Here is a 19147-nt window from a genome sequence, read left to right on the forward strand (position 1 = left end):
GTTTTTTGTTACTATTTCCAGAAGTGTCTAGTTTTTTGTCTTATCAGGCAGCGACAGCAGTGACCTTTGAAGGTCTTCCCACTCTTTTATTTTCTGCAGCAGCAAGAAAGTAAAACATCCTCTTGCCTATCAGTCTCTTTGAAACGTGCTTTTGATTTTCCACCATCTTCCTGATCATGGGAAGATGATTGGGAACATAAGAGATGCCTTTGAGCAGGTGCGACAGTGTCTGTGGATTTGAAGATAATCGTTTGTTGACATGGTCAAGTATTGATTTTTGCTTGGCATCGCTCATGCCAGAGAATGACCTTTTGTGACTCTTGCGGGCACTCTTTCGTCCTTTTTTCCTTCTTTTTGTGCTTGTCTGGAGGGTCACATTCTTAGCGCGGCCATTGTCTTCTTGAACAAATTTGCCGAGACCTTTGATGAGCTGTTTTGCTTCATCTATGTTAATCGTTATTTTTTGGCCGTCACTAAGTTCTAAAGTCACAGAAGGATTAATTTTGACCATAACCTAGCTAGTTTCACGTTGTTAATATAAGTATACATTCCTATACAGCTTTGGCAAATTATATAAAAAATTGAAGCTAATCTGTTAGCTGGCAGAGTAAGAAATTCGTTCTACCAGCTTCTTCCGCTCTTTTCCCTGTATGCGTTGTTGTACCAAGAAAGACTTTCTTCTACCTTCTGAGCGCCAGACAACTGGTCTTCTAATCTTTCCAACCGCTCAACTGCTTCAGCGTTCTGCCTCAAGTCTGCATAATTTGCGGCCAGTCGGATCTTGCGCAAGATCTCCATTACTTCGGTCTTGTCAACGCCATGCTTCATGTCGTATTCTATTTGCTTTATGCAATACGAGATAGTCCCGTATTTTTTATAATTCCTTTTCTCAAACGAGGATGCATCGGGGGACAATCCTTTGATAAAACGCACAATGGTTTTTTCAACATGTTCAAGATGCCACGCTTTCATGGCAAAATTATTTGGTTTCATGGCTACTAACAATGTTCTGTAATAATGCATATTTAATTCATAGAGCGGCTTGTGTAATCATTTTTCTAGAATGGCATTGCTTGCTATGTCAATGGCAGAAGAAGGACCGAGGGTGTACGGGTGAGAAATCAGCCAGGAGAGAAACTTCGCAACTTTCCTTTTTTGCCTGAATGGATTTCTATTTTACCTATCGATGGGTTCTTGAATGATGTTGAGAAGATTATGGCGGGTCTAGGGTTCTGGCGGGTCAAATGTCGAAGTGAGTTTTGCACCATGTGCGTCAATTCGTGTGCAAGTAGCTGCATCCCGTCAAAAGTATAGGGTTTGTACTGTCCTGCTCCAAATATGATACTGCTGCCTACTGTGTACGCTAGAGCATTTATTGATCGGGTTGACCTAGCTGCAGCATCTCCGCGTATATTCTGACACTGCCAAAATCACAGCCAAATCTTGATTCCATGAGTCCGCGTGTAGAGTCGTCAAGCCGGGAATAGCCGCCGGACTGCAGCATATATTATTGATTTCTGATGGCAATGGTTCAGATGTTGCTGGAGGGATTGATAGAAAGTGAATTTCTTCGTATCATTCCAATTTTGTGATCCCGAATTACGTTCTCGTTGGACTTGCCAGATTGCAGAGAAATGACTCTTGGCATGCCGCGTGTCATGGACATCACATTTTCAGCGACGCTCTCTGCCTCTTTTTCATAGATAATCCTTAGGATGGCCCACTTTCAACTTTGGATAAATCCCAATTTTGCGAAATCAAAGTTATCTATATTTGTGCGAATATATCCTTGCGTGGGATTGCTATTAGAGTCTTGCAAGTGAACTGTAGTATCAGGAGATTCTTCCTTCACTGGCAAATCATCAATGGAATGATAAGATGAAAGTTTAGAGGGGGGGTTAGCGCTTTGTCATTTGCTCACTTGCTATTACTTTGATGGGCCAAAGCAAATAACAATTAACAAGAATTACGTCAAGTAGAAAAACTTTGTCATTTCTAGCTCTGACAGCTCAAAGATTTAGTGTCTTAATTTCTGAAAGAAGTGGAAGAATCAAAAGCAGTGTATGTTCATTTTTAGGCTGCGAAGCCACGCACCCTTGCAGTCACCTTGATTAGATCCTGTTTTGTAATTATTCCGACAATTCTCTTTGATGCACTGTCAGAAACTAGCACTGCTGGTTCGTCGGTTAGGATGTTTCTAATCGTAGAAATTGTTGTATCTTGACCAATAATTGGGAATGGTTCTGACATGATGTCTGAAACTTTTTTTCCTTTAAAATTACTATCGCCGTTCCAAGCAGTTAGAAGTAGCCTTTCTGTAAGTCCTCCAACCACGATATCTGTAGCCGCCTCTCTTGATAATACTGGCATCTGAGAGATGTTATTTTCCAGCATAACGAGGGCTGCCTTGAAAAGAAGATCTGTTGGTGCGGCGGAAATCAACTTTTTTGTCATAATATCTTTGGCGGTAATAAGCCTTGGGATGCGATTGATCTCCTGTGCCTCTAGCCTTTCTAGAGTCTCGAAAATCTTGATGGCAGTGCTATACGATGGATCGGTCCTGCTGTTCTCTATCTTGGCTATCATGGACTGGCTCAATCTGCAGACCTGGGCAAACTGCTGCTGGGTCATGCCTAGAGCAAGGCGTCGCTTTCTTATAGATGCAAGGGTGGGCAGCTGCACAGGCATTATATTTGGATAATGTAGTCATTGAAATTTATTCCTATCGGAATATAATTGACAAGACTATTCTTATAGGCATACATATATATCAGGCGTATGAATGATAGCAAGAGCGTTCGCAATGAAATCCTGCATCTTGTGGCATTAATACGTGATCTGAGGGCAACATTATTGCAGGAGAAGCAATCTGATGTGTCTGTCTCGTCATCATTGCTTCCTCTAGGAAGTAGAACAGAAGCCAATATCGATATCACTATTCAGATACTGGATATCGCAGAACGAGTCGTGGATACGTATACAAGGTTGAAGGACTATCGAGATGCGGAATTTAAGATACTAGCGCGCCCGACACTATTCTGGCCAGATGGAAGAAGCCTTGGATTTGGCTTTGCAGCGCACATGTGTGTGGAATAGCTCAAAGTTTTACAAGACGTTTGAATACTGAGGCTTTAGGGGCCTCACTGAGTTCTACTCGCTGCCTGGGACAAAGAGGGACGAGTTCATGGATAGAGCGACGGACAAGTGGCAAGAGCTATTCAGTCGTTATGGCGAGTGGATAAGGAACTACTGTGTAGAAGCTGCCGCCGTGGTAGCGCCGACGAGAGATATCAATGGCGGCGAAGATTTGGCGACAGCGACAACGGTAGTGACAAGGATCCATGACGAATAAGCATGGGAGCGAGCTCGTCGTTTGGGATGGAGGAATATGCCGGCCGCAGACGTTCATCAGGCTTTCCCGACAACCTTGGAGTAGCTCTCCCTGCAGGAGAGCCTGCGGGGCTTGGCTCTGGTCCAGAGTTTATCAGAACCACCCTTCCAACAAGTGCAATCCGGCAGAGTCTGGGCAGAACCACGCCGCTTCCGGAAGAAAAGGAAATACAAGAGATCCCGGCCGGCTCCACCCAGTCTGTAAGAGTCGGGAGCGGCGGGCCAAGCCAAGGCTCCCTTTCAGTCGGGGATCAGGCGGAGGCTATCTTTCAAATGAAATCTTTTTACCGGACCAACTTGCCGAGACTTGGGACAGGAGCCAGCATACCTGTAGGGCACCTTCACACGTCGCTCCTTGAGCCATCCAATGGCGGAGCAGTGATAAGTGATCAGCAATTCCAAGATGCACGTAATAGTTACTCTAGAATGGGAGTAATAGATGATTATAATACATGTCATTGCAGGCATCCTAGCCAAAGTGATGGTGGGCAGGAGAAGCTTTTCCTAGAGTTTAGGGCTTCTTTCTATAACAGGTGGCCATCTTGCCGAATCGATTGAAGGTTTCCCTCAACCACTCAGAAGTAGAGTTAGTGTTTCTCACCATATCAAAAAGAAATGCAGACATGCATGAAATTATTTCAACAGACACACACAGCTTTATAACGACAAGCAGGCAAGCTCCCCATTGTCAGCTGACTATGATTACCGGTATTGATTTTGAGCTGGTACGCATCTTGCTTGCGGCAGGAATGCTTGGTAGCGCCTCTTTCTTTGATATACGCAGACGCGAAGTCAGTGATATGCTTTGGGTCTTCTTTGGTATCACAGCGCTGGCGGTTTATGCGCTCGAGTTTGCCTATGGAGGAGCGTTTGATCTTCTCAATACATCAGTCCCTATTTTAATTGCGGCTGTAGTCTCCTTTGGCATTTACAAATCCGGCCTATTTGGTGGCGCGGATGCACTGGCCCTGACTACCTTGGCAGCCATCCTGCCCACTTTTAGTGGAGGGATCGCAGAAAGAGTCCTGCTGCCGGCAGGCAGCGCATTTCTGGTGCATCCTATAGCTCCTCTCATTGTATTATCAAACGCAGTCATACTTTCTTTGTCCCTTATAGGCTTCAACCTAGCAAGCAATGCGGCGTATGCATCAAAAAATCCGGGCAAGCTGTTTGAGGGGCTGGAGCACGAGTCGACGGGCAAGAAAATTCTAGCAGTCACGGTAGGCTACAAGACGGGCAGCAAGCCAGGCTATGCCTTTCCCATCGAGCAGCTGGTGGACGGCAGGCGCCAGTTCAGCTTTGCTCTCAAGAACGCCGAGACTACAGAGTACGAGACGAGGCGAGACGTGTGGGTGACAAGAGGAACGCCGTTTCTCGCCTTCATGCTGGCAGGCTTTGTTTCAATGCTTTTCGTCGGAGACATTGCTGCCATTATCATGAGGCTGCTCTTTTAGCCACCTGATTCAATCTTACACAGTTAGCTACTTAGCAGCTTAAGGGTACATCTTTATATGCATCCTTTTTCGATACAGGTTTGATCGCTGCATGGCAATAATAAACGCCAAGGTCGACGATAACTTGGTCAAGGAGTTCCGACACGTCATATACGAAAAATATGGCCTGAGAAAGGGTGACTTTAAGAATGCACTTGAGGAAGCGATACTTGACTATATCCGCAAGTATGCCGCTGAAAAGGCAGCTAGCAGTGGCCAAAAAGAAGGCGCTGCCCCGGCGGCGCAGCAGCAATAAGACTTAGGTTTCTTCCTCTTCCGTCTCGTCATCTTCCTTGTCTTCTTCTATTGCTTCTTCAACAACTGTTTCTTTAATCGCTTCAGCTGCTTCTGCTTTCTCAGTTGTTTCTTTTGCAGCGCCTGCTTCTTCAATAAGAGGCTCTTCGTCTTCTGGATTCTTTTGCTTCTTAAGCATATAGATTCCGCTGCCTACTGCTGCGACTCCTCCAAGTACTGCGTAGCTCGTCCACGAAGGAAGGCCGGCAAACATGTTCCCAATTATCGGAACAGGCGGCAGGACGGTCGACGAGCCATCAATCTCCACTATCTTGCTGTACCGGGATGTCTGGTATCCATCCTTGTACGCCGTAACCATAAGCGTAATTAGGTTAGAGGATTTGTCTATGTTTGTAGGTGTGTAGATAAAGGATGCAGTGCCGCTTGCGTCAGTAGTTACGCTTGATACGAACATCAGGCCGTGTGGTCCGCTGTCTTCCACTTTTACCGTTGCGCCCGGAACCGGAGCTCCGTTTACATCCTGTACCAATACTTTCATCATCACAGGTTGGTTGTACGCCAATATCGCGGCTCCGTTATCTACTAGAATGGCATTCATCTGTCTATGGTATTGTCCGACCATCACCTCTTTTGTTATCCTGGTCGGCTTGAAGCCATCTTTTAGCAGAGTTGCATCTACTGTAAATGTGCCAGGGTTTTCGGAAATCACTTGCGCTGTAGCGACATACGAATTGCCTGCAGGCTTGAATGTTGTTTTGTCGCCCAGCGAGAGGCCACTAGATGTTCCCCACGAGATAGTTACATTCGGTATTGGTGTTGATACTGTGATGACTGCAGGAACGGATGCGGTAAAAGTGGTGGTGCCTATGAATGAGGCGGGCAACTCTGCCACAACTGGCGCTAGCATGACAGACGATGACTGGAGGCCGTCAGCTGTAGCGTAGATTGTAAAGTTGTCTGCCCTTCCAAAAGTAGCGACGTCAAAGCTGGCAAATGACTTGCCTTTTGGTATGGTTACTACAGATACAGGTAGCACGTTAGAGAGGGATGACGCAAACAGCCTGACTGCAACATCATCAGGCGCAAGGACAGGATTTCCAGACACATCTCTAAGCTGAATAATGCCGATCGGGTGCGCCTTGCTGAAGGCCACTATGCTGTCAAATGGGAGTAGCACTTGGCTGGCGGTGCCTGTGTGGAAAAGCAGATGCATATCCGATGTTGTCTGCAGCCTAGAGTCTGAATTCACACCAACAGGCACTGCACTTATTTTCTTAATTGTATTTTCTACTATGGCGCTACCGGTCTTGAAAGAGTTCTCACTGATGTGCATGCTGGCAAAACTTGATCCCGGATTGATTTCAGTAAGCTCGTTGATTGGCTTGACCAAGTACTTGACCCCTTTGTCAGAATTTGAAGGTCTGCCAGAGGAGTCAAGTGTAATGAAAAATAGATCGGTGAACCCGTTGCGATCAAACAGCACCCTGTAGCTACTATCTGACGCATATCCGCCGGGAGAAAAGATCTTTGTCTGGACTGGGTTTAGGCCGCCTACAACTGTTAAGGTGTTTGATCCAACGGCAAAGTTTGAGAGCGAAACTGAAATATCGACATTATTGGCCTGACGCCCGCTCAATATCGTGGCTGTACCGTAGGAACTGCCCGAGGAAATATAGCCTGGATCGAACACTCTTGCAGCCAAGTTGTCACCAGACACGATATTGAGGTTACCCTGAGTTGGGCTATAGATCGATATCGAGTCTATAGGGTAAAGCGCGCCATCTCCTAGGTCATCTACCGGATGCCAATCCTTTTCGTTGATTACGCCATCTTTGTTAGAATCCCTGTGCGTATCAAACGAGCCATCATTGTCGCAATCATCACCATCGTCTGTAAGGTCCCCGTTATGGTTGCAGTCAACATCATCGTCATCGCGCTCTATTGCATTGAGCTGGTAAACAGCTATCGAATCAGAATCACTTGGCATATTGTCAACGGTGAATACCTTCAGCGTCCTATCAAGTGCCTTTGGGTGCGTCGGGCCAAGAGAATCTTCTAGCACTTTAAACGTTGCCGTGCTGGACCCGAGTCCTGATGCGGATGCCCCTATGGTCACTTCTTGGTCTCCGTAAAATCTCATGTACTGTCTTAGGTAAAAGCCGAATTCGCCTTTCTTTATTACTGCAGGGGCACTTTCAATGCCTGCCAGCTGGTAAGCGCTTGAAAAGAGCTCCAGCTTGATGTCTTCGGCGGCAAGCGTAGGCTGCCCTGCAGCGTCAAGTACCCCAACAAATATATCGATAGTGTTTTGGTGCAGGCTAACTTGGTCTGGAAATACATAGACTTTCAGCGAAGCAGGCTGCGTCTGAGATATCTCCACATTGGTTACAGTGTTCAGATGCCCAATGGTGCCGACTTTTGATTCAGCCCTGATAAACGCGTTGCCTGATTTCTCAAGTGTCTTTATTGTGCCTGTGGCATAGTAACTGCCCTTTTTAATCACAAGGCTGTCGGAGTCCAGCTGCACCAGCGAGCTTTCATAGTCTAATTTGACCACAATATCTTCTGGTGCCTGCAGAATGTTCCCATTGTCTTCAAGATATACAGAGAAAGGCATTTCTGAGGCCACCTGCATCTTGTTAGATGCAAGGTTGATAACTAGATCAATATCTTCGATGAGGTTCAAGGCGTCTACTACTTTGAAGGTTCTAGTAACCTTCTGGTCGCCATATTGCGCAGATATTTCAGTCTTGCCTGCCAAGTCGCTGACTTCGACATTAAACTGAGCATAGTCGCTCCCTGCAGGGATCGTGACCCTTGAAGGCACAAATGCTATTGAAGCATCTGTAGAAAGCAGCCCGATTTCAAGATCGCTTGGCGCAATGACCGGCTCACTGGTGTCGTTTGATACCAGCCTGACATAGCCTATCGGATAGGTGGCTGCTCCGGCCTCGACTATAGAGGTTGCAAAATTCATGTCAAGCCTGATGTCGTTCTCAAGCGCCATTGCAGGTAAGGAGATGGGTGGGACAATGAATATCATGAGTGACAGTATGGCAAAGCAGATTAATGTACAAGTCAATTTACCTGTCCTTCTCAACCCTTCTCTCACTATGTCTCTTCTAGATCGTAGTCGCTTGCTTATTGTAGCTTAGTCTGTAAGTGAGCTATACAGACACGCGCGTATGAGAGAAGCCAGAAAAAGGTTACACGCTATCGATCTATGAGAAGAATACCAACCATGTAGAGCGCCTATGGATCAGACAGTGTGTCGCGTCCATGCTCCTCAAATCTATACCTTAGTCCCTCAGGTGTGCCTGTTTCCTATTGCCATGAAAATAGCCCGATCAGACGATTCTGCCAGTTCTCCCATGGATCGAGAAAAATAGCTCTGCGGCCAGCTGCCTAGGCTGTGAGCAGTGGCACTTTTTCGTCTGGGCAGCTCTCAGTGATGAGTTCGCTCATGCGCGAGTAGCACACGAGGAATTCCCTTCCTTTCTCCGTCGTCCTGTACACAAGCGCTCCATCTACAACATCCTGGGCTATCAATCCCTTGCCCAATAGCTGGTTAAGGTAATAGAGTATTTGCTCATAGCTAAGGTTTGCCCTGTACATGATATGGGTCTTTTTTATTCCCGCTGTCGAAAGAGACAGGATATCCGCCATGATCTCGATCTTGCCTCTGTTATTCTTGCGTTCAGACATAGGATTGCCTAAGTCTTCCAATATATATTAGGGGGAGGGCGGAATTTTCACATGGAACGGCCGTTCCAGTTCCATGCAGATAGTTTTCGTGCCTTCAATGCTTTTGCCATAGAGCTGTGTTGCCCAAAAATTAGCTGAAAAAGGTCCTATTGGCCTTCTTTGTCACTGTTGCCTCTGTTAGAGCCCTTCTTACCACTTTTTTTAGAATCTTCACCATCGTCGTTAGATGATTCTTTTGAATCATTGTCTGAATCTTTGCCCTTGCTAGAGGCCGAAGTATTGCCATCTTCGTCATCCTCGACCAATTTTTTTGTATAGTTGATGGCATGGTATGCCGCTGATAAGTTCTGTCTTGCGGATTCAAGGTCCCCTGCTTCTATGCTTGTTCTTGCATTTGCAATGAGAGCAATCACTTCTTGCACTTTTGCCTTTGCCTCGGGGTCAGAGCTGGTCTTGTTGAGTAATTCAAGCACAGTATTCTCATATCTTGCCGCAATCTCGATAAGTTTTCTAGCTAGCTCTTCGTCTACCTCACTGGTACTGTTTGTTTCAGAGGTGAGTCTTTCTTTACTCTCCCCTTCTTCAGAGAGAGTAGATCTTATTTTCTCCAAGATCATGTTTACTCGTTCCAGGTTTCGTCCGGCGGCTTCATAGTTGCCTTCGCCTATCATCCGCTTGATGTTTGATAGAAGCAGCGCGGCGGCTTTGAATTCCTCCTCTTTATCCACGTGGTTCTTTTCGGCTACCAGTTGAAGCCTGTAGTAATATCTCTGCAGTATGTCGTACATTCCGACAATGTCTGGGTTGTTGTCTGTTGCAGTCTGCTCGAACCTTGCCACGTTCTCAGAGAGCGCATCCAGGACTTCCCGAAAGTCCCTCAGAGCAAATATGATGTGCTTCTTCGCCTCTGCCGCGTCTCCAAACTCGATTGCCTCAAGGGCAAGTGATGCCTGCGAGACTCCTTCGCCGTATTTTTCGGCAATCTCTTCAGGCAGGACGTAACCGCCCTCTACCAGATCCTTTACTTTTTGATTGACCGTTTCCTGCGCCTGCAACACAGTATTCTTTAGTATGCGGAGCTCCATCCTGCTTCCAGCATCTGCTTGGCTACTGCTTTCAGAGATTGTGAAAGTGGAAGTTGCATTCAGCTCGGCATAAAAGGCGGATACCGAGATTTCTCCAAAGCCGCATCCATCAAGCCTTACGGGTCTTGAGCGAAACGAATTGTTCTCCGCAGGCAGTATGTTCTGGGTAGCGCATTCTCCCCCTGGACCAGTTATCTTTATGATAACGGCGTAGCCATCAGGTGCATCTGCAGGTATGGCACCAACTATTATCGCCTTTTCATCAGGCGTATAGATGTCCTTGTTTGTGATCACGGTAAAGGATTCTGCAAATGCCGATATTGGTATGACCAATACCATCAATAGTAGTAACGACGCAACCAGAATTCTTGTACTTAGCAATTGACCGGCAGTGGTATACAACCTGTTACTACCATCTATTACTTTCGGTAGGCATTATATCAGGAATGCTTGGAACGACCGTTCCACCACCTATTTGGGGTCAGAAAAATGGTCGATATGCGGCGGGCGCTGCTGCGAACTGGCTTAAAAGGAATGCTGTGCCAGTGTTTGGCACGCTTGCAAATATAAAATCGCCTCAAGCCTGGAATGAGGAAAAATAGAGGTAAGCTCTTGCAAAAGAGATTGTCAGGCACAAATGATAGCTAAAGGGCGTGGGAGTAGCTATAGTGGACAGCGTGACCGACGAATAGCGGAGCATGGCGCTAAAATTGAGAGATAAAAGAGAAGGTATCTAAAAAGGCAAGGTCGTTTATGGAAGAAGTATCAGAGAGAAATGATCATTGACTAAGATGGCAGTGGAGTAGGCGCTGCCGCCGAGTCGTATATATTACTAAAACGACTCAGTTGTCCCATATGCATCTGCTGCTTGTGCTGATCACAGCTTTGATATTGTTCCTGCCCCCCTTCGCTTTTGCGCAGGATCAGGACTACCAAGTGATCAAGTCTGATAGGAGCGAGAGTTTTGTGCTTCCTTATACTGCTTCAAACCAGGATAAAGACAACCCTCTCGTCTACACCTTTGACGAGCCCAAGCAGCCAAGCTGGATATTAACGATACAAAACAACCTCTCATATGTACCTGGCAATGACTCAAAAACCATCATCAAGATACAAGAGCCGGCTCCAAGCGAAAAATACATTGAAATTGCAATGTTTGGTGGCAACTCGACAAGATACTGGGTGGCAGTCAACACCCCGGAAGCAGGCTATGCCAGAATATATGACCAAAATGATGGTTGGACGGCAGACAACCCCGTATCTGTGACTCACTCTGAGAATGGGGGCTTGTCAGTCACAAACGGCAGGAGGACCGTCGTGGACAGTCTGAACCTAAATGGCTTTGCCGCAGGGTCGATCGCAGTATATGGAAACGATGACGAAAAGGTTACAGCTAATGCCTTTGCAGGCGACATCTCGTTTCAGATTCTGTTTGGGAGCTTTGAGCAGTCACCGCTATATCTTGTGCCCGCTGCGGTCATGGCAGGAGTTGGGGGCTTGGTCATAGGCCTTCTGATATTCAAGAAGAGGAAGCCAGAGTAGTAGAACTAGAAGAAGAATAATACCTGCACATCTTTTTCAAGTCGCACGCCTTGCAGTTCGGCCTGACAGGCAGGCAGATGTTCTGCCCGTACATGACAAACGTATCGTTAACCTTTGTCCATAGCTTCCTGTCGACAAGCTTGCTCAGATCCTGCTCTGTTTGCTCGGGCGTTTTCGTGCTGACCAACCCCAGCCGGTTTGATATCCGGTGCACATGCACGTCGACTGGTATCGCAGGCTTGTCAAATGCATAAACAAGTACGCAATTGGCCGTCTTTCTGCCCACGCCCGGCAGCTTCAGCAGGCTATCGATATCAGAGGGCACCCGTCCACCAAACTTGCTGATCAGCATCTGCGAGACCTGCTTGATGCGCTCAGCCTTGATGTTGTAAAAGCCGATGCTGTGGATTATCTTTTTTATTTCATCAATGTCTGCAGAGGCCAAGTCTTGGGGCGTCTTGAACCTTGCAAAAAGCTTGTTCACCACCCGGGTAGTGTTTTCGTCCCTTGTCCGGGCAGACAATATCGTGCCTATCAGTATCTTGAACGGGTCGCCCTGCTCCTCCATCTGAAGCCCGCGCAGCGCAGTGAGCCGGGGCGGCTTTTCCCTGTTAAGTGCCTGCTCCATCTTTTTTATTATGACGCCCATTGAGAGCCTGGTCAACTTGAAGGATTATGCGTACAGAGCATATAATTGCTTGACTACTCCCACAGCTAAGGCATGTGAGATTCCTCTGTGATCATTTTGCTCCAATCTGCAATCACCAGAAGTTCTTCATTTGGGATAGTCAATGTGCCCCTGCTCCAGACAGTATGCCAAGAGCTCGTTGCATGATATATTCATGCTACCATTATATTCGGCGTTTGTATCCAGTCCGCAGTTCTTGCACACAAACAACCCTTAAGTCTTTCTTGCAGCTTTATGGCAGTTGTGGCATATTTGAGAGGAGTAAGCCCCGCTTACCTCCATCACTTTGACACCTAACCATTCTGCTTTGTATTTGATGTATGTATAAAAGCCTAAAGTATGGAAAGTTATTGATCACCCTGCGTACTCACCTACTACTATTTCTTATTCTATTTCGTATTCCTTTCAGCTTTCCAGCTACTATTACCACGTTGGTCCTCTATGCTTCTTCGACCATTGCCTCTGAAATTTTGTGCAGCTCGTGATTGACCTGCAAGAACTCTGTATGTTTGAGTTGTCTCTTTATCTTGTAGAACACCTTTTTCTGTCCCAGCTTGCGCCGTAGGTTAAAGTAGAACCCTCTTATCCTGCGTAAGTCTTGTCCATAAAGGTTGGGTCTTTTGTTTGCGGTGTTCGTTGTCACTGCAATGTGCCGTACTCCCAAATCTATTGCAAGCACGTTTGTCGCTGGCCTTGGATATTTAGTTTCTTTTTCTATGCCGAGAAAAATATACCATTTACCTGCTTGTTGATTTACCTTGGCTTCTCTCAAATCATATTCTGTTAGTTCATGTCTATAATCGGTATGTATTTTTAGATGTAGGCTCTTTAGATAGACTGGCACCTTCATCCAGTAGACGCTTGGAAATTTGCTATCTTTTTGTATGTCTATCAGATCTCGTCGGAGAATCAATGGATACTGCTTTTTACTATTGATTTTGCCGCCATTTCGAATTATTCGTTCTGCCAGCCTATCAGCCTGTTGCTTTGTAGCAGAATATAGTTTGGCACCTTTTCTGCCTTGAATATATGCTTGGAAGTTATCGTACTCGCGATTGAGAAGTCCTAATTTGATTCTGCTATCGTTATCGTCTGTCACTTTTGCCTTGATAGTTAGCTAGCTTTGCAAGAGTCCTCGACTCTTTGTATGACACAATTATAGGCGGCAGCTAATATAGGCGGCGACTGGTTTCACAAAGACTGCGGGCTTTCTCACCGTTTATAAAAATAATGGTTCTTATAGTCTCTGCAGAGACTCTATATCGGGATTGGAACTTTCAAAGGACGAGGAAGAAGCGCTTGCCGGCAAGCACAGCGAGGCGCTTGCGTCTGCATACAGGATTCTTGTTGCCATAGGCGAGGCGACAGGCGCAAAAAAGCTCGTCCCTGTCAAGTGGGCCCACGTTTCTGGCGTCAACTATAACACAATAGGCGATGCCGGCGTCCAGTTCCTTGACAAGTTCAGTCGCACAGCCAAGGTTGTCGTAAGGACAACTGTAAACCCGATGGGCTATGACAGGAACAAGCCAGAAGGCATCCCTGAAAAATTTCAGGAGAAACAGGCAAGCATAGTCAAGTCGTACGAAAGGATGGGCGTCACTCCATCGTTTACGTGCACGCCGTACGAAGTTTTTAACATCCCCGACAAGGGCACAGCTGTCAGCTTTGCAGAAAGCAACGCGGCCGTGTATTCAAACTCGCTTTTAGGCTTGATGACAAACAAAGAAAGCGCGCTTTCTGCTCTTGCCAGCTCTGTCACTGGCAAGGCGCCGCTCTCTGACCTCAGGCTCGAAGAGGCAAGAAAGCCTAAGGTGGGCATCAAGGTAGACTTCAAATTCGAAAGCGAGCTTGACTATGGGCTCTTGGGCTACTTTGCAGGCAAGACCGTCAAGGACAGCTCGGTTGCCTTTAGCGGTATACCCAAGCCTTCGACAATTGAGGCAAAGGCGCTGTCCGCGGCTATTGGGACATCGGGCTCTTGCGGCATGTTCACACTTGGAGAGGCTAAGGAGAGGGTTTCATTTGGCAAACAAGAGGCCAAGGCGGTGATGGAAGAGCTGAACACTGCCGAAGACGGCGACATCATTACGCTTGGGAGCCCCCAGCTTGGCATGAACGAGCTTGATCTCTTGGCCAGACTTACCGAAGGCAAAAAGTTCAGCAAGCGCTGCATGATATTCTGCTCAAGGGCAATACACAACCAGGCGGCAAAGGTGGGCCTGGCTGGCAAACTCGAAAGGGCAGGTGCGGAATTCATGTGCGATTCGTGCACGTGCCTTACCCCCTATGTTACAAAGGAAAAATATGACTCAGTCGTGTCAAACAGCGTCAAGGGCGCCTATTATCTGAGCAACTCTAACAAGGTCAAGGTCGCTCTGAAAGACATCAAGACGATAGTAAAGGAGTACGCCAAATAATGATAATAATCAGCAACTGCAGAAAGATTGTCGGCGGGTCAGGCGAAGGCCAAGCTCTTGTCACGGCGCAGCCGATCAACTTTCTTGCAATGGTCGACACCAAGACCGGCAGGATAACCGACCCAAAGCATGATCTATACGGCAAGTCGCTCAAGGGAACAGTGCTCGTATTCCCATATGCAGTTGGAAGCAGCGTGGGCGCGTATGCAATCTACTCATTGAGGGAGTGCGGGACTGCGCCAAGCGCCGTCGTGTGCTCCAAGGCAGACATCACCACCGCGTCCGGCTGTGCAATAGCCAACATCCCGGTAGTTGACCTACCAGAGAACGCACCGGCGATAAAGCAGGGCTCGATCACAAGGGTCGAAGCCGACATAGGCAGGATCACAGTAAAGGTTTTATGAGTCATAAATATTGAAGATTTGCTCCAATGCGAACTTCTATTTAACATCTCAATCAAGATTCATCCAGAGTTAATCTGTTACTATATTGTAAAGCTGATAAATCTTAATTCAACTTGCTAAATTTAGTGGTCATTAAAACATGAATAAACAGTAAGGGTTATTGTTAAAATTCACAAATTTTTGCGCGGTTCTAACAAAGGAAGCTTGCTATCTTTTTGCAGCCCATATGACGGATATAGTTATATCGATTCATCAAGAAGTGAAAAATTGCATAGCTGTAGCCAGTAGGCTTTTGTTATCATAATGAAGAGTACGGGAACCAAAGAAAACCCCACACTCTTTAGAGGTGGGATGAATCTAGTTCCCGTTAATGAATCTCCTCCCCTCCCACCAAGGTGCTCCAGACGTTAAATAGTAGTAGCAGTGCATACAAAAAGAATAAAAACGATGCAGAACTACAAGTTCCGCCTGTATCCAACATATGAGCAGAAGCTTGTGCTAGAACAGACGCTGGATGGCTGCAGATGGGTGTACAACTACTTGCTTGACAAAAACATGTCAGAGTACGACATGAACTATGCCTTGACTGAATTAAAAGAGCAGCATCCATGGCTTTGCAAATACTACTACCATTCCAAGATGCTTCAGATGGTAGCAAAGCAGCTCGCAGCAGCTGCAAGAAAGACCGCAAGTGGAGGAAAGCTGTCTGTCATACAGAAAGGATGGTGATTTCAACGCTTTTACCTACAACCAGTCTGGCTTTAAAATTGAAGATGGAAAGCTCTACCTGTCCAAGATATAGGCAGTAGCATAAGGATTGTACTGCATACACTTTGTTTAAAAAGTCAACAATCCATGCTTGGATAGCTGTTTGATTGCATGACTTTGTTTTTATGAGTTATTACTTTTTACAGAAAACCTCTAAGACATATGAAGAATTATAGAAAAGGCCAGCCAAATTTTCTGATATCAGATCGGCTAATAGAATTATTAAAAATTCTAAGTTCAGGTATTTCCTTCCTAATCCAGATTAGGGCGGCATACAAGTACTAAGAGATGAAATCCCACGCTAATAGGTTGGGACTAATATCGTTCATTTCTGCAACGTTGGTTATATTAGCAACAGCGCAACCAAATTTAGTTGTCCTCTCTTCTCAACAGCCTGCGAATGTAGAGATTGCAGGCGTGTTTAACATAATATATGATGACAAGCCTCAATACATACTAACAGATAACAGCGGAAAATCCTATTCACTTGATTTGGACGAAAATCTAACTGAAGAACAAGGCGGACCGCTAAAGCTTAATCGCAAAGATGTTGTGGTTAGTGGTATCCTAGATCCTGTAACAAACACGATCAAGGTCATCGCGATAGAACTGGCTAATGAACACGATCTTGCCAGCAACAATACATCCTCGCAAAATTTAACCGAGGTAAAGGTGACTGGTGTACTAAACACAATATGGCCGCTTATGGCACCAAATGATACAGGTGATCATACAATTGAACCTAAGTACTACCTAGTAGATAACAGCGGAAAATCCTATTCACTTGATTTGGACGAAAATCTAACTGAAGAACAAGGCGGACCGCTAAAGCTTAATCGCAAAGATGTTGTGGTTAGTGGTATCCTAGATCCTGTAACAAACACGATCAAGGTCATCGCGATAGAACTGGCGGATTCCCCGCCAGTAGGCGTTCATAGGCCTACAAGTTCTCATTTGCTGGGTGCTCATGTTTCCGGCCCTCAGAAGTGGGCAGTCATATTATGCCGCTTTGGAGATGCAACGAGTGTGACACCACAGCCGACGACATACTTCCAAAATGAAATGAATTTCTTGGACGGTTACTGGAGAGAGTTATCGTATGACATCATCAATCTTGGTGGAAGTCAGGTTTTTGGATGGTACAACCTGCCTAATCCACGATCAACATACATTCCCGCTGGAGGCTCAGCGGACCTAGTATCTCTTGCTAATGATTGTACGGCGGCTGCCGACCCAGATGTTTTCTTTCCAGACTACATGGGTATTATATTGGCTTTCAACCAAGACCTTGATTGCTGCTCTTGGGGTGGCAGTCTCGGCTTGAATAGGGATGGAAGCGTAATATCATACAGCATGACTTGGATGGCCACTTGGGGGTGGAGTAATGCAAATGTAATGGGGCATGAAATGGGTCATGGTTTTGGTCTTCCACATTCCTCAGGCTCCTACGGAGCAACTTATGATTCAAGGTGGGATGTAATGAGTAGTTGGCCTACTTGTCCACCTGCACATCCTAACTTTGGCTGTGTTGGGGTCCATACCATTGCCTTCCACAAGGATGCGCTAGGTTGGATCTCTGGTGCTCAGCGGTATGTTGCTACTACAGCTCCAGACCAGTCAGTCTACATTGAGCGCTTGGCACTACCTGCAACTTCTGGCTATATGGTAGCACAGATCCCCATAGGTGGCTCAACTACAAATTTCTACACTATTGAGGCACGAAAACTTGTAGGATTTGATGATAATGTACCTAGTAACGCAATTGTAATTCACAAAGTTGATACCACTAGAGGCGACAGGCTAGCACAAGTTGTAGATGAAGATGTCAGCCCGAATACTAATCCTAACGATGCTGGAGCTATGTGGGTATCCGGAGAAATATTTAGAGATAGTGCAAATAATATAGCAGTAGAAGTAGTTGAAGAGACAGCGACCGGTTTCAGAATAATCATTAACCCTAGCAATCATCCACCTGTAGCGAATGATCAGTCTGTAGATACCAATCAGAATACTCCTATCTCAATTACATTATCTGCTACTGACCCGGACGGTGATCCAATAGCCTACTCAATAGTAACAAACCCCTCTCAAGGAAATCTGAACATGTTCAATCCATCCACAGGTACTGTAACCTATGTTCCAACCGCTAGCTACTTTGGTCCAGACAGTTTTACATTCAAAGCAACAGATAGTAGAGGAGCAGATAGCAATATTGCTACAGTGTCAATAATGATAAAGGGTCCACCTGATTGCAATAACCCAACTATAGTTGGCAATGATAACAGAAATGATATCATACAGGGTACTACGGGCAATGATGTCATCGATGGATTAGGTGGGAACGATATCATAAATGGTAATGGAGGTAATGATGAAATATGTGGAGGAAACGGCAATGATACAATCAACAGCCGCGGTGATAATGATCGCATTAACGGCGGCTCTGGCAACGACATAATCAACAGCCACGGTGGTAACGATCAACTATATGGTGGAGAGAGCAATGATATAATCAATAGTGGTGCGGGCAATGACTTGATCGATGGCGGATCAGACAATGATATTGGCAACGCAGGTCCCGGCACAGACAAGTGCTTTAATATAGAGACTGCCGCAAATTGCGAACCTTGAAGAAACGAAGATAAAAAATACAAAATAGTAAATGGTGTGATTGATTGCAGCAAAGCACGCACTAGAGTAAAGGTTTAATTGCAAAAAATGCAACATCATGTCATTCGGTGCATGGCGCTTCGACGGGCGAACCGACTGCGACAAGCGGAATGACGACCAAAGTCCATGCACCGAAAAATACACTAAATTTCTGATGCTCTGGTTTCCATTTGCAGCAGCTCGCACATTCTGTTGAGCGCCGCAAGGTACTCTACGCCTTTTGGCGTCGTACGGTAGTACTTTTTGCCCTGCTCTATGTCGTTTACCACCAAACCATCTTCCATCATCTGTTGCAGATATGCTGTTGCCTGAGAATGGCTCAGGCAGGCTGAAAACATTATCCTTGATATGCCGGCACCAGGGCCCATTGCCGTCTGCAATACATCTCTCATCACCTCATCCCTCTGCCTATTGCGCAAATCCCGTTCCCAGTCTAAATGGCGATTGCTGTCAGCTTAAAAACAATCCGCTATAATCTTCTATAACTTTATAGCACTTCGACTACCTTTTTTCGTGATGTCAGGCCCGAAACTATCCTGATCCGATCTTCCCCTACGCCGAAATGTGCAGCCAGTTTTTTCACCAGCTCCCTATTTGCCTTTCCGCGCTCTGGTTGCGACTTGATCGATACAGCTATTTCGTCATCGCTTACCTCTAGTCGGTCGTCAGAGCTGAACCTGACTAAAACCAAGTACCGCACCGGTTATAGTGGAAATGTGTGCTTGAAAAC

22 protein-coding genes are annotated in these 19147 nt (G+C 46.1%); 10 read left to right on the top strand and 12 right to left on the bottom strand.

What is annotated here, in order from left to right:
• Window positions 1–43: 43 nt before the first annotated feature.
• The 4 genes from NGAR_RS03645 to NGAR_RS03660 form a co-directional block, all read right to left on the bottom strand.
• Window positions 44–490 carry a hypothetical protein gene (locus NGAR_RS03645; protein WP_228369279.1) on the bottom strand — a complete coding sequence of 149 codons (447 nt, stop codon included), beginning with the start codon at window positions 488–490 and terminating at the stop codon, window positions 44–46.
• 131 nt (window positions 491–621) lie between these two features.
• Complete coding sequence (locus NGAR_RS03650) at window positions 622–915, bottom strand: hypothetical protein (RefSeq protein ID WP_228369280.1); 294 nt, start codon at window positions 913–915, stop codon at window positions 622–624.
• Between the two features lie 206 nt (window positions 916–1121).
• Window positions 1122–1412, bottom strand: coding sequence for an eCIS core domain-containing protein (locus tag NGAR_RS19250; RefSeq protein ID WP_407637196.1), 291 nt, complete (start codon window positions 1410–1412; stop codon window positions 1122–1124).
• A gap of 661 nt (window positions 1413–2073) precedes the next feature.
• Window positions 2074–2688 (bottom strand): CBS domain-containing protein, encoded by a 615-nt coding sequence (locus tag NGAR_RS03660; protein ID WP_015018288.1) that lies wholly within the window; start codon window positions 2686–2688, stop codon window positions 2074–2076.
• A 90-nt stretch (window positions 2689–2778) separates the two neighbouring features.
• Here NGAR_RS03660 and NGAR_RS18310 point away from each other — a divergent pair, with 90 nt between their 5' ends.
• The 5 genes from NGAR_RS18310 (at window position 2779) to NGAR_RS03680 (ending at window position 5139) form a co-directional block, all read left to right on the top strand.
• Window positions 2779–3096: a hypothetical protein gene (locus NGAR_RS18310; protein ID WP_015018289.1), complete on the top strand. Its 318-nt coding sequence runs from the start codon at window positions 2779–2781 to the stop codon at window positions 3094–3096.
• A gap of 88 nt (window positions 3097–3184) precedes the next feature.
• Window positions 3185–3352 carry a hypothetical protein gene (locus tag NGAR_RS17165; protein ID WP_015018290.1) on the top strand — a complete coding sequence of 56 codons (168 nt, stop codon included), beginning with the start codon at window positions 3185–3187 and terminating at the stop codon, window positions 3350–3352.
• Window positions 3353–3354: 2 nt separating this feature from the next.
• Entirely contained in the window at window positions 3355–3948 is a 594-nt protein-coding gene (locus NGAR_RS03670; protein ID WP_148680928.1) for a hypothetical protein, read from the top strand.
• Window positions 3933–4844 (top strand): A24 family peptidase C-terminal domain-containing protein, encoded by a 912-nt coding sequence (locus NGAR_RS03675; RefSeq protein WP_148680929.1) that lies wholly within the window; start codon window positions 3933–3935, stop codon window positions 4842–4844. Before NGAR_RS03670 ends, NGAR_RS03675 begins: the two co-directional genes overlap by 16 nt.
• A 91-nt stretch (window positions 4845–4935) precedes the next feature.
• The gene (locus NGAR_RS03680; protein WP_015018293.1) at window positions 4936–5139 is read left to right on the top strand and encodes a hypothetical protein; all 204 of its coding nucleotides are present in this window, start codon (window positions 4936–4938) and stop codon (window positions 5137–5139) included.
• A gap of 3 nt (window positions 5140–5142) precedes the next feature.
• Here NGAR_RS03680 and NGAR_RS03685 read toward each other — a convergent pair whose 3' ends face one another.
• The 3 genes from NGAR_RS03685 to NGAR_RS03695 form a co-directional block, all read right to left on the bottom strand.
• Window positions 5143–8145, bottom strand: coding sequence for a hypothetical protein (locus NGAR_RS03685; protein ID WP_015018294.1), 3003 nt, complete (start codon window positions 8143–8145; stop codon window positions 5143–5145).
• Window positions 8146–8543: 398 nt separating this feature from the next.
• Window positions 8544–8843, bottom strand: coding sequence for a winged helix-turn-helix domain-containing protein (locus NGAR_RS03690; protein WP_015018295.1), 300 nt, complete (start codon window positions 8841–8843; stop codon window positions 8544–8546).
• A gap of 146 nt (window positions 8844–8989) precedes the next feature.
• Window positions 8990–10309: a DNA topoisomerase 2-like domain-containing protein gene (locus tag NGAR_RS03695; RefSeq protein WP_187147642.1), complete on the bottom strand. Its 1320-nt coding sequence runs from the start codon at window positions 10307–10309 to the stop codon at window positions 8990–8992.
• A 510-nt stretch (window positions 10310–10819) separates the two neighbouring features.
• On the opposite strand from NGAR_RS03695, the gene NGAR_RS03700 reads away from it, so the two are divergent.
• Window positions 10820–11470 carry a hypothetical protein gene (locus NGAR_RS03700; RefSeq protein ID WP_148680931.1) on the top strand — a complete coding sequence of 217 codons (651 nt, stop codon included), beginning with the start codon at window positions 10820–10822 and terminating at the stop codon, window positions 11468–11470.
• On the opposite strand, the gene nth is transcribed toward NGAR_RS03700, so the two are convergent.
• From nth to NGAR_RS03715, 3 genes are all read right to left on the bottom strand, one after another.
• Complete coding sequence (gene nth / locus NGAR_RS03705) at window positions 11448–12119, bottom strand: endonuclease III (RefSeq protein ID WP_015018299.1); 672 nt, start codon at window positions 12117–12119, stop codon at window positions 11448–11450. The genes NGAR_RS03700 and nth overlap by 23 nt on opposite strands.
• A gap of 252 nt (window positions 12120–12371) precedes the next feature.
• Window positions 12372–12509, bottom strand: coding sequence for a zinc ribbon domain-containing protein (locus tag NGAR_RS19255; protein ID WP_148681722.1), 138 nt, complete (start codon window positions 12507–12509; stop codon window positions 12372–12374).
• 88 nt (window positions 12510–12597) lie between these two features.
• Window positions 12598–13257 carry a transposase gene (locus tag NGAR_RS03715; RefSeq protein WP_015018300.1) on the bottom strand — a complete coding sequence of 220 codons (660 nt, stop codon included), beginning with the start codon at window positions 13255–13257 and terminating at the stop codon, window positions 12598–12600.
• Window positions 13258–13426: 169 nt separating this feature from the next.
• On the opposite strand from NGAR_RS03715, the gene NGAR_RS03720 reads away from it, so the two are divergent.
• The 4 genes from NGAR_RS03720 (at window position 13427) to NGAR_RS03735 (ending at window position 18378) form a co-directional block, all read left to right on the top strand.
• The gene (locus tag NGAR_RS03720) at window positions 13427–14575 is read left to right on the top strand and encodes an aconitase X (RefSeq protein ID WP_015018301.1); all 1149 of its coding nucleotides are present in this window, start codon (window positions 13427–13429) and stop codon (window positions 14573–14575) included.
• Window positions 14575–14979 carry an aconitase X swivel domain-containing protein gene (locus tag NGAR_RS03725; RefSeq protein ID WP_015018302.1) on the top strand — a complete coding sequence of 135 codons (405 nt, stop codon included), beginning with the start codon at window positions 14575–14577 and terminating at the stop codon, window positions 14977–14979. The genes NGAR_RS03720 and NGAR_RS03725 overlap by 1 nt, the downstream gene beginning before the upstream one ends.
• Window positions 14980–15426: 447 nt before the next feature.
• Entirely contained in the window at window positions 15427–15708 is a 282-nt protein-coding gene (locus NGAR_RS03730; protein WP_015018303.1) for a helix-turn-helix domain-containing protein, read from the top strand.
• 327 nt (window positions 15709–16035) lie between these two features.
• Window positions 16036–18378, top strand: a complete 2343-nt coding sequence (locus NGAR_RS03735; protein ID WP_015018304.1) for an Ig-like domain-containing protein — start codon at window positions 16036–16038, stop codon at window positions 18376–18378.
• 182 nt (window positions 18379–18560) lie between these two features.
• Here NGAR_RS03735 and NGAR_RS03740 read toward each other — a convergent pair whose 3' ends face one another.
• Both NGAR_RS03740 and NGAR_RS03745 read right to left on the bottom strand, forming a co-directional pair.
• On the bottom strand, window positions 18561–18836 hold the full coding sequence (locus NGAR_RS03740; protein WP_148680932.1) for a winged helix-turn-helix domain-containing protein: 276 nt from the start codon (window positions 18834–18836) through the stop codon (window positions 18561–18563).
• A 68-nt stretch (window positions 18837–18904) separates the two neighbouring features.
• Window positions 18905–19108, bottom strand: coding sequence for a DUF167 domain-containing protein (locus tag NGAR_RS03745; RefSeq protein WP_228369282.1), 204 nt, complete (start codon window positions 19106–19108; stop codon window positions 18905–18907).
• Between the last annotated feature and the right edge of the window lie 39 nt (window positions 19109–19147).

It is taken from the genome of Candidatus Nitrososphaera gargensis Ga9.2 (genome assembly GCF_000303155.1).
Taxonomy (GTDB): Archaea; Thermoproteota; Nitrososphaeria; order Nitrososphaerales; family Nitrososphaeraceae; genus Nitrososphaera; species Nitrososphaera gargensis.

Excerpts from the sequence above, each read along its gene's own strand:
- NGAR_RS03690 (WP_015018295.1), bottom strand. The coding sequence starts at position 8,843 with ATGTCTGAACGCAAGAATAACAGAGGCAAGATCGAGATCATGGCGGAT.
- NGAR_RS17165 (WP_015018290.1), top strand. The coding sequence starts at position 3,185 with ATGGATAGAGCGACGGACAAGTGGCAAGAGCTATTCAGTCGTTATGGC.
- NGAR_RS03660 (WP_015018288.1), bottom strand. The coding sequence starts at position 2,688 with ATGCCTGTGCAGCTGCCCACCCTTGCATCTATAAGAAAGCGACGCCTT.
- NGAR_RS03730 (WP_015018303.1), top strand. The coding sequence starts at position 15,427 with ATGCAGAACTACAAGTTCCGCCTGTATCCAACATATGAGCAGAAGCTT.
- nth (WP_015018299.1), bottom strand. The coding sequence starts at position 12,119 with ATGGGCGTCATAATAAAAAAGATGGAGCAGGCACTTAACAGGGAAAAG.
- NGAR_RS18310 (WP_015018289.1), top strand. The coding sequence starts at position 2,779 with ATGAATGATAGCAAGAGCGTTCGCAATGAAATCCTGCATCTTGTGGCA.
- NGAR_RS03670 (WP_148680928.1), top strand. The coding sequence starts at position 3,355 with ATGGGAGCGAGCTCGTCGTTTGGGATGGAGGAATATGCCGGCCGCAGA.
- NGAR_RS03680 (WP_015018293.1), top strand. The coding sequence starts at position 4,936 with ATGGCAATAATAAACGCCAAGGTCGACGATAACTTGGTCAAGGAGTTC.
- NGAR_RS03685 (WP_015018294.1), bottom strand. The coding sequence starts at position 8,145 with ATGGCGCTTGAGAACGACATCAGGCTTGACATGAATTTTGCAACCTCT.
- NGAR_RS03735 (WP_015018304.1), top strand. The coding sequence starts at position 16,036 with ATGAAATCCCACGCTAATAGGTTGGGACTAATATCGTTCATTTCTGCA.
- NGAR_RS03725 (WP_015018302.1), top strand. The coding sequence starts at position 14,575 with ATGATAATAATCAGCAACTGCAGAAAGATTGTCGGCGGGTCAGGCGAA.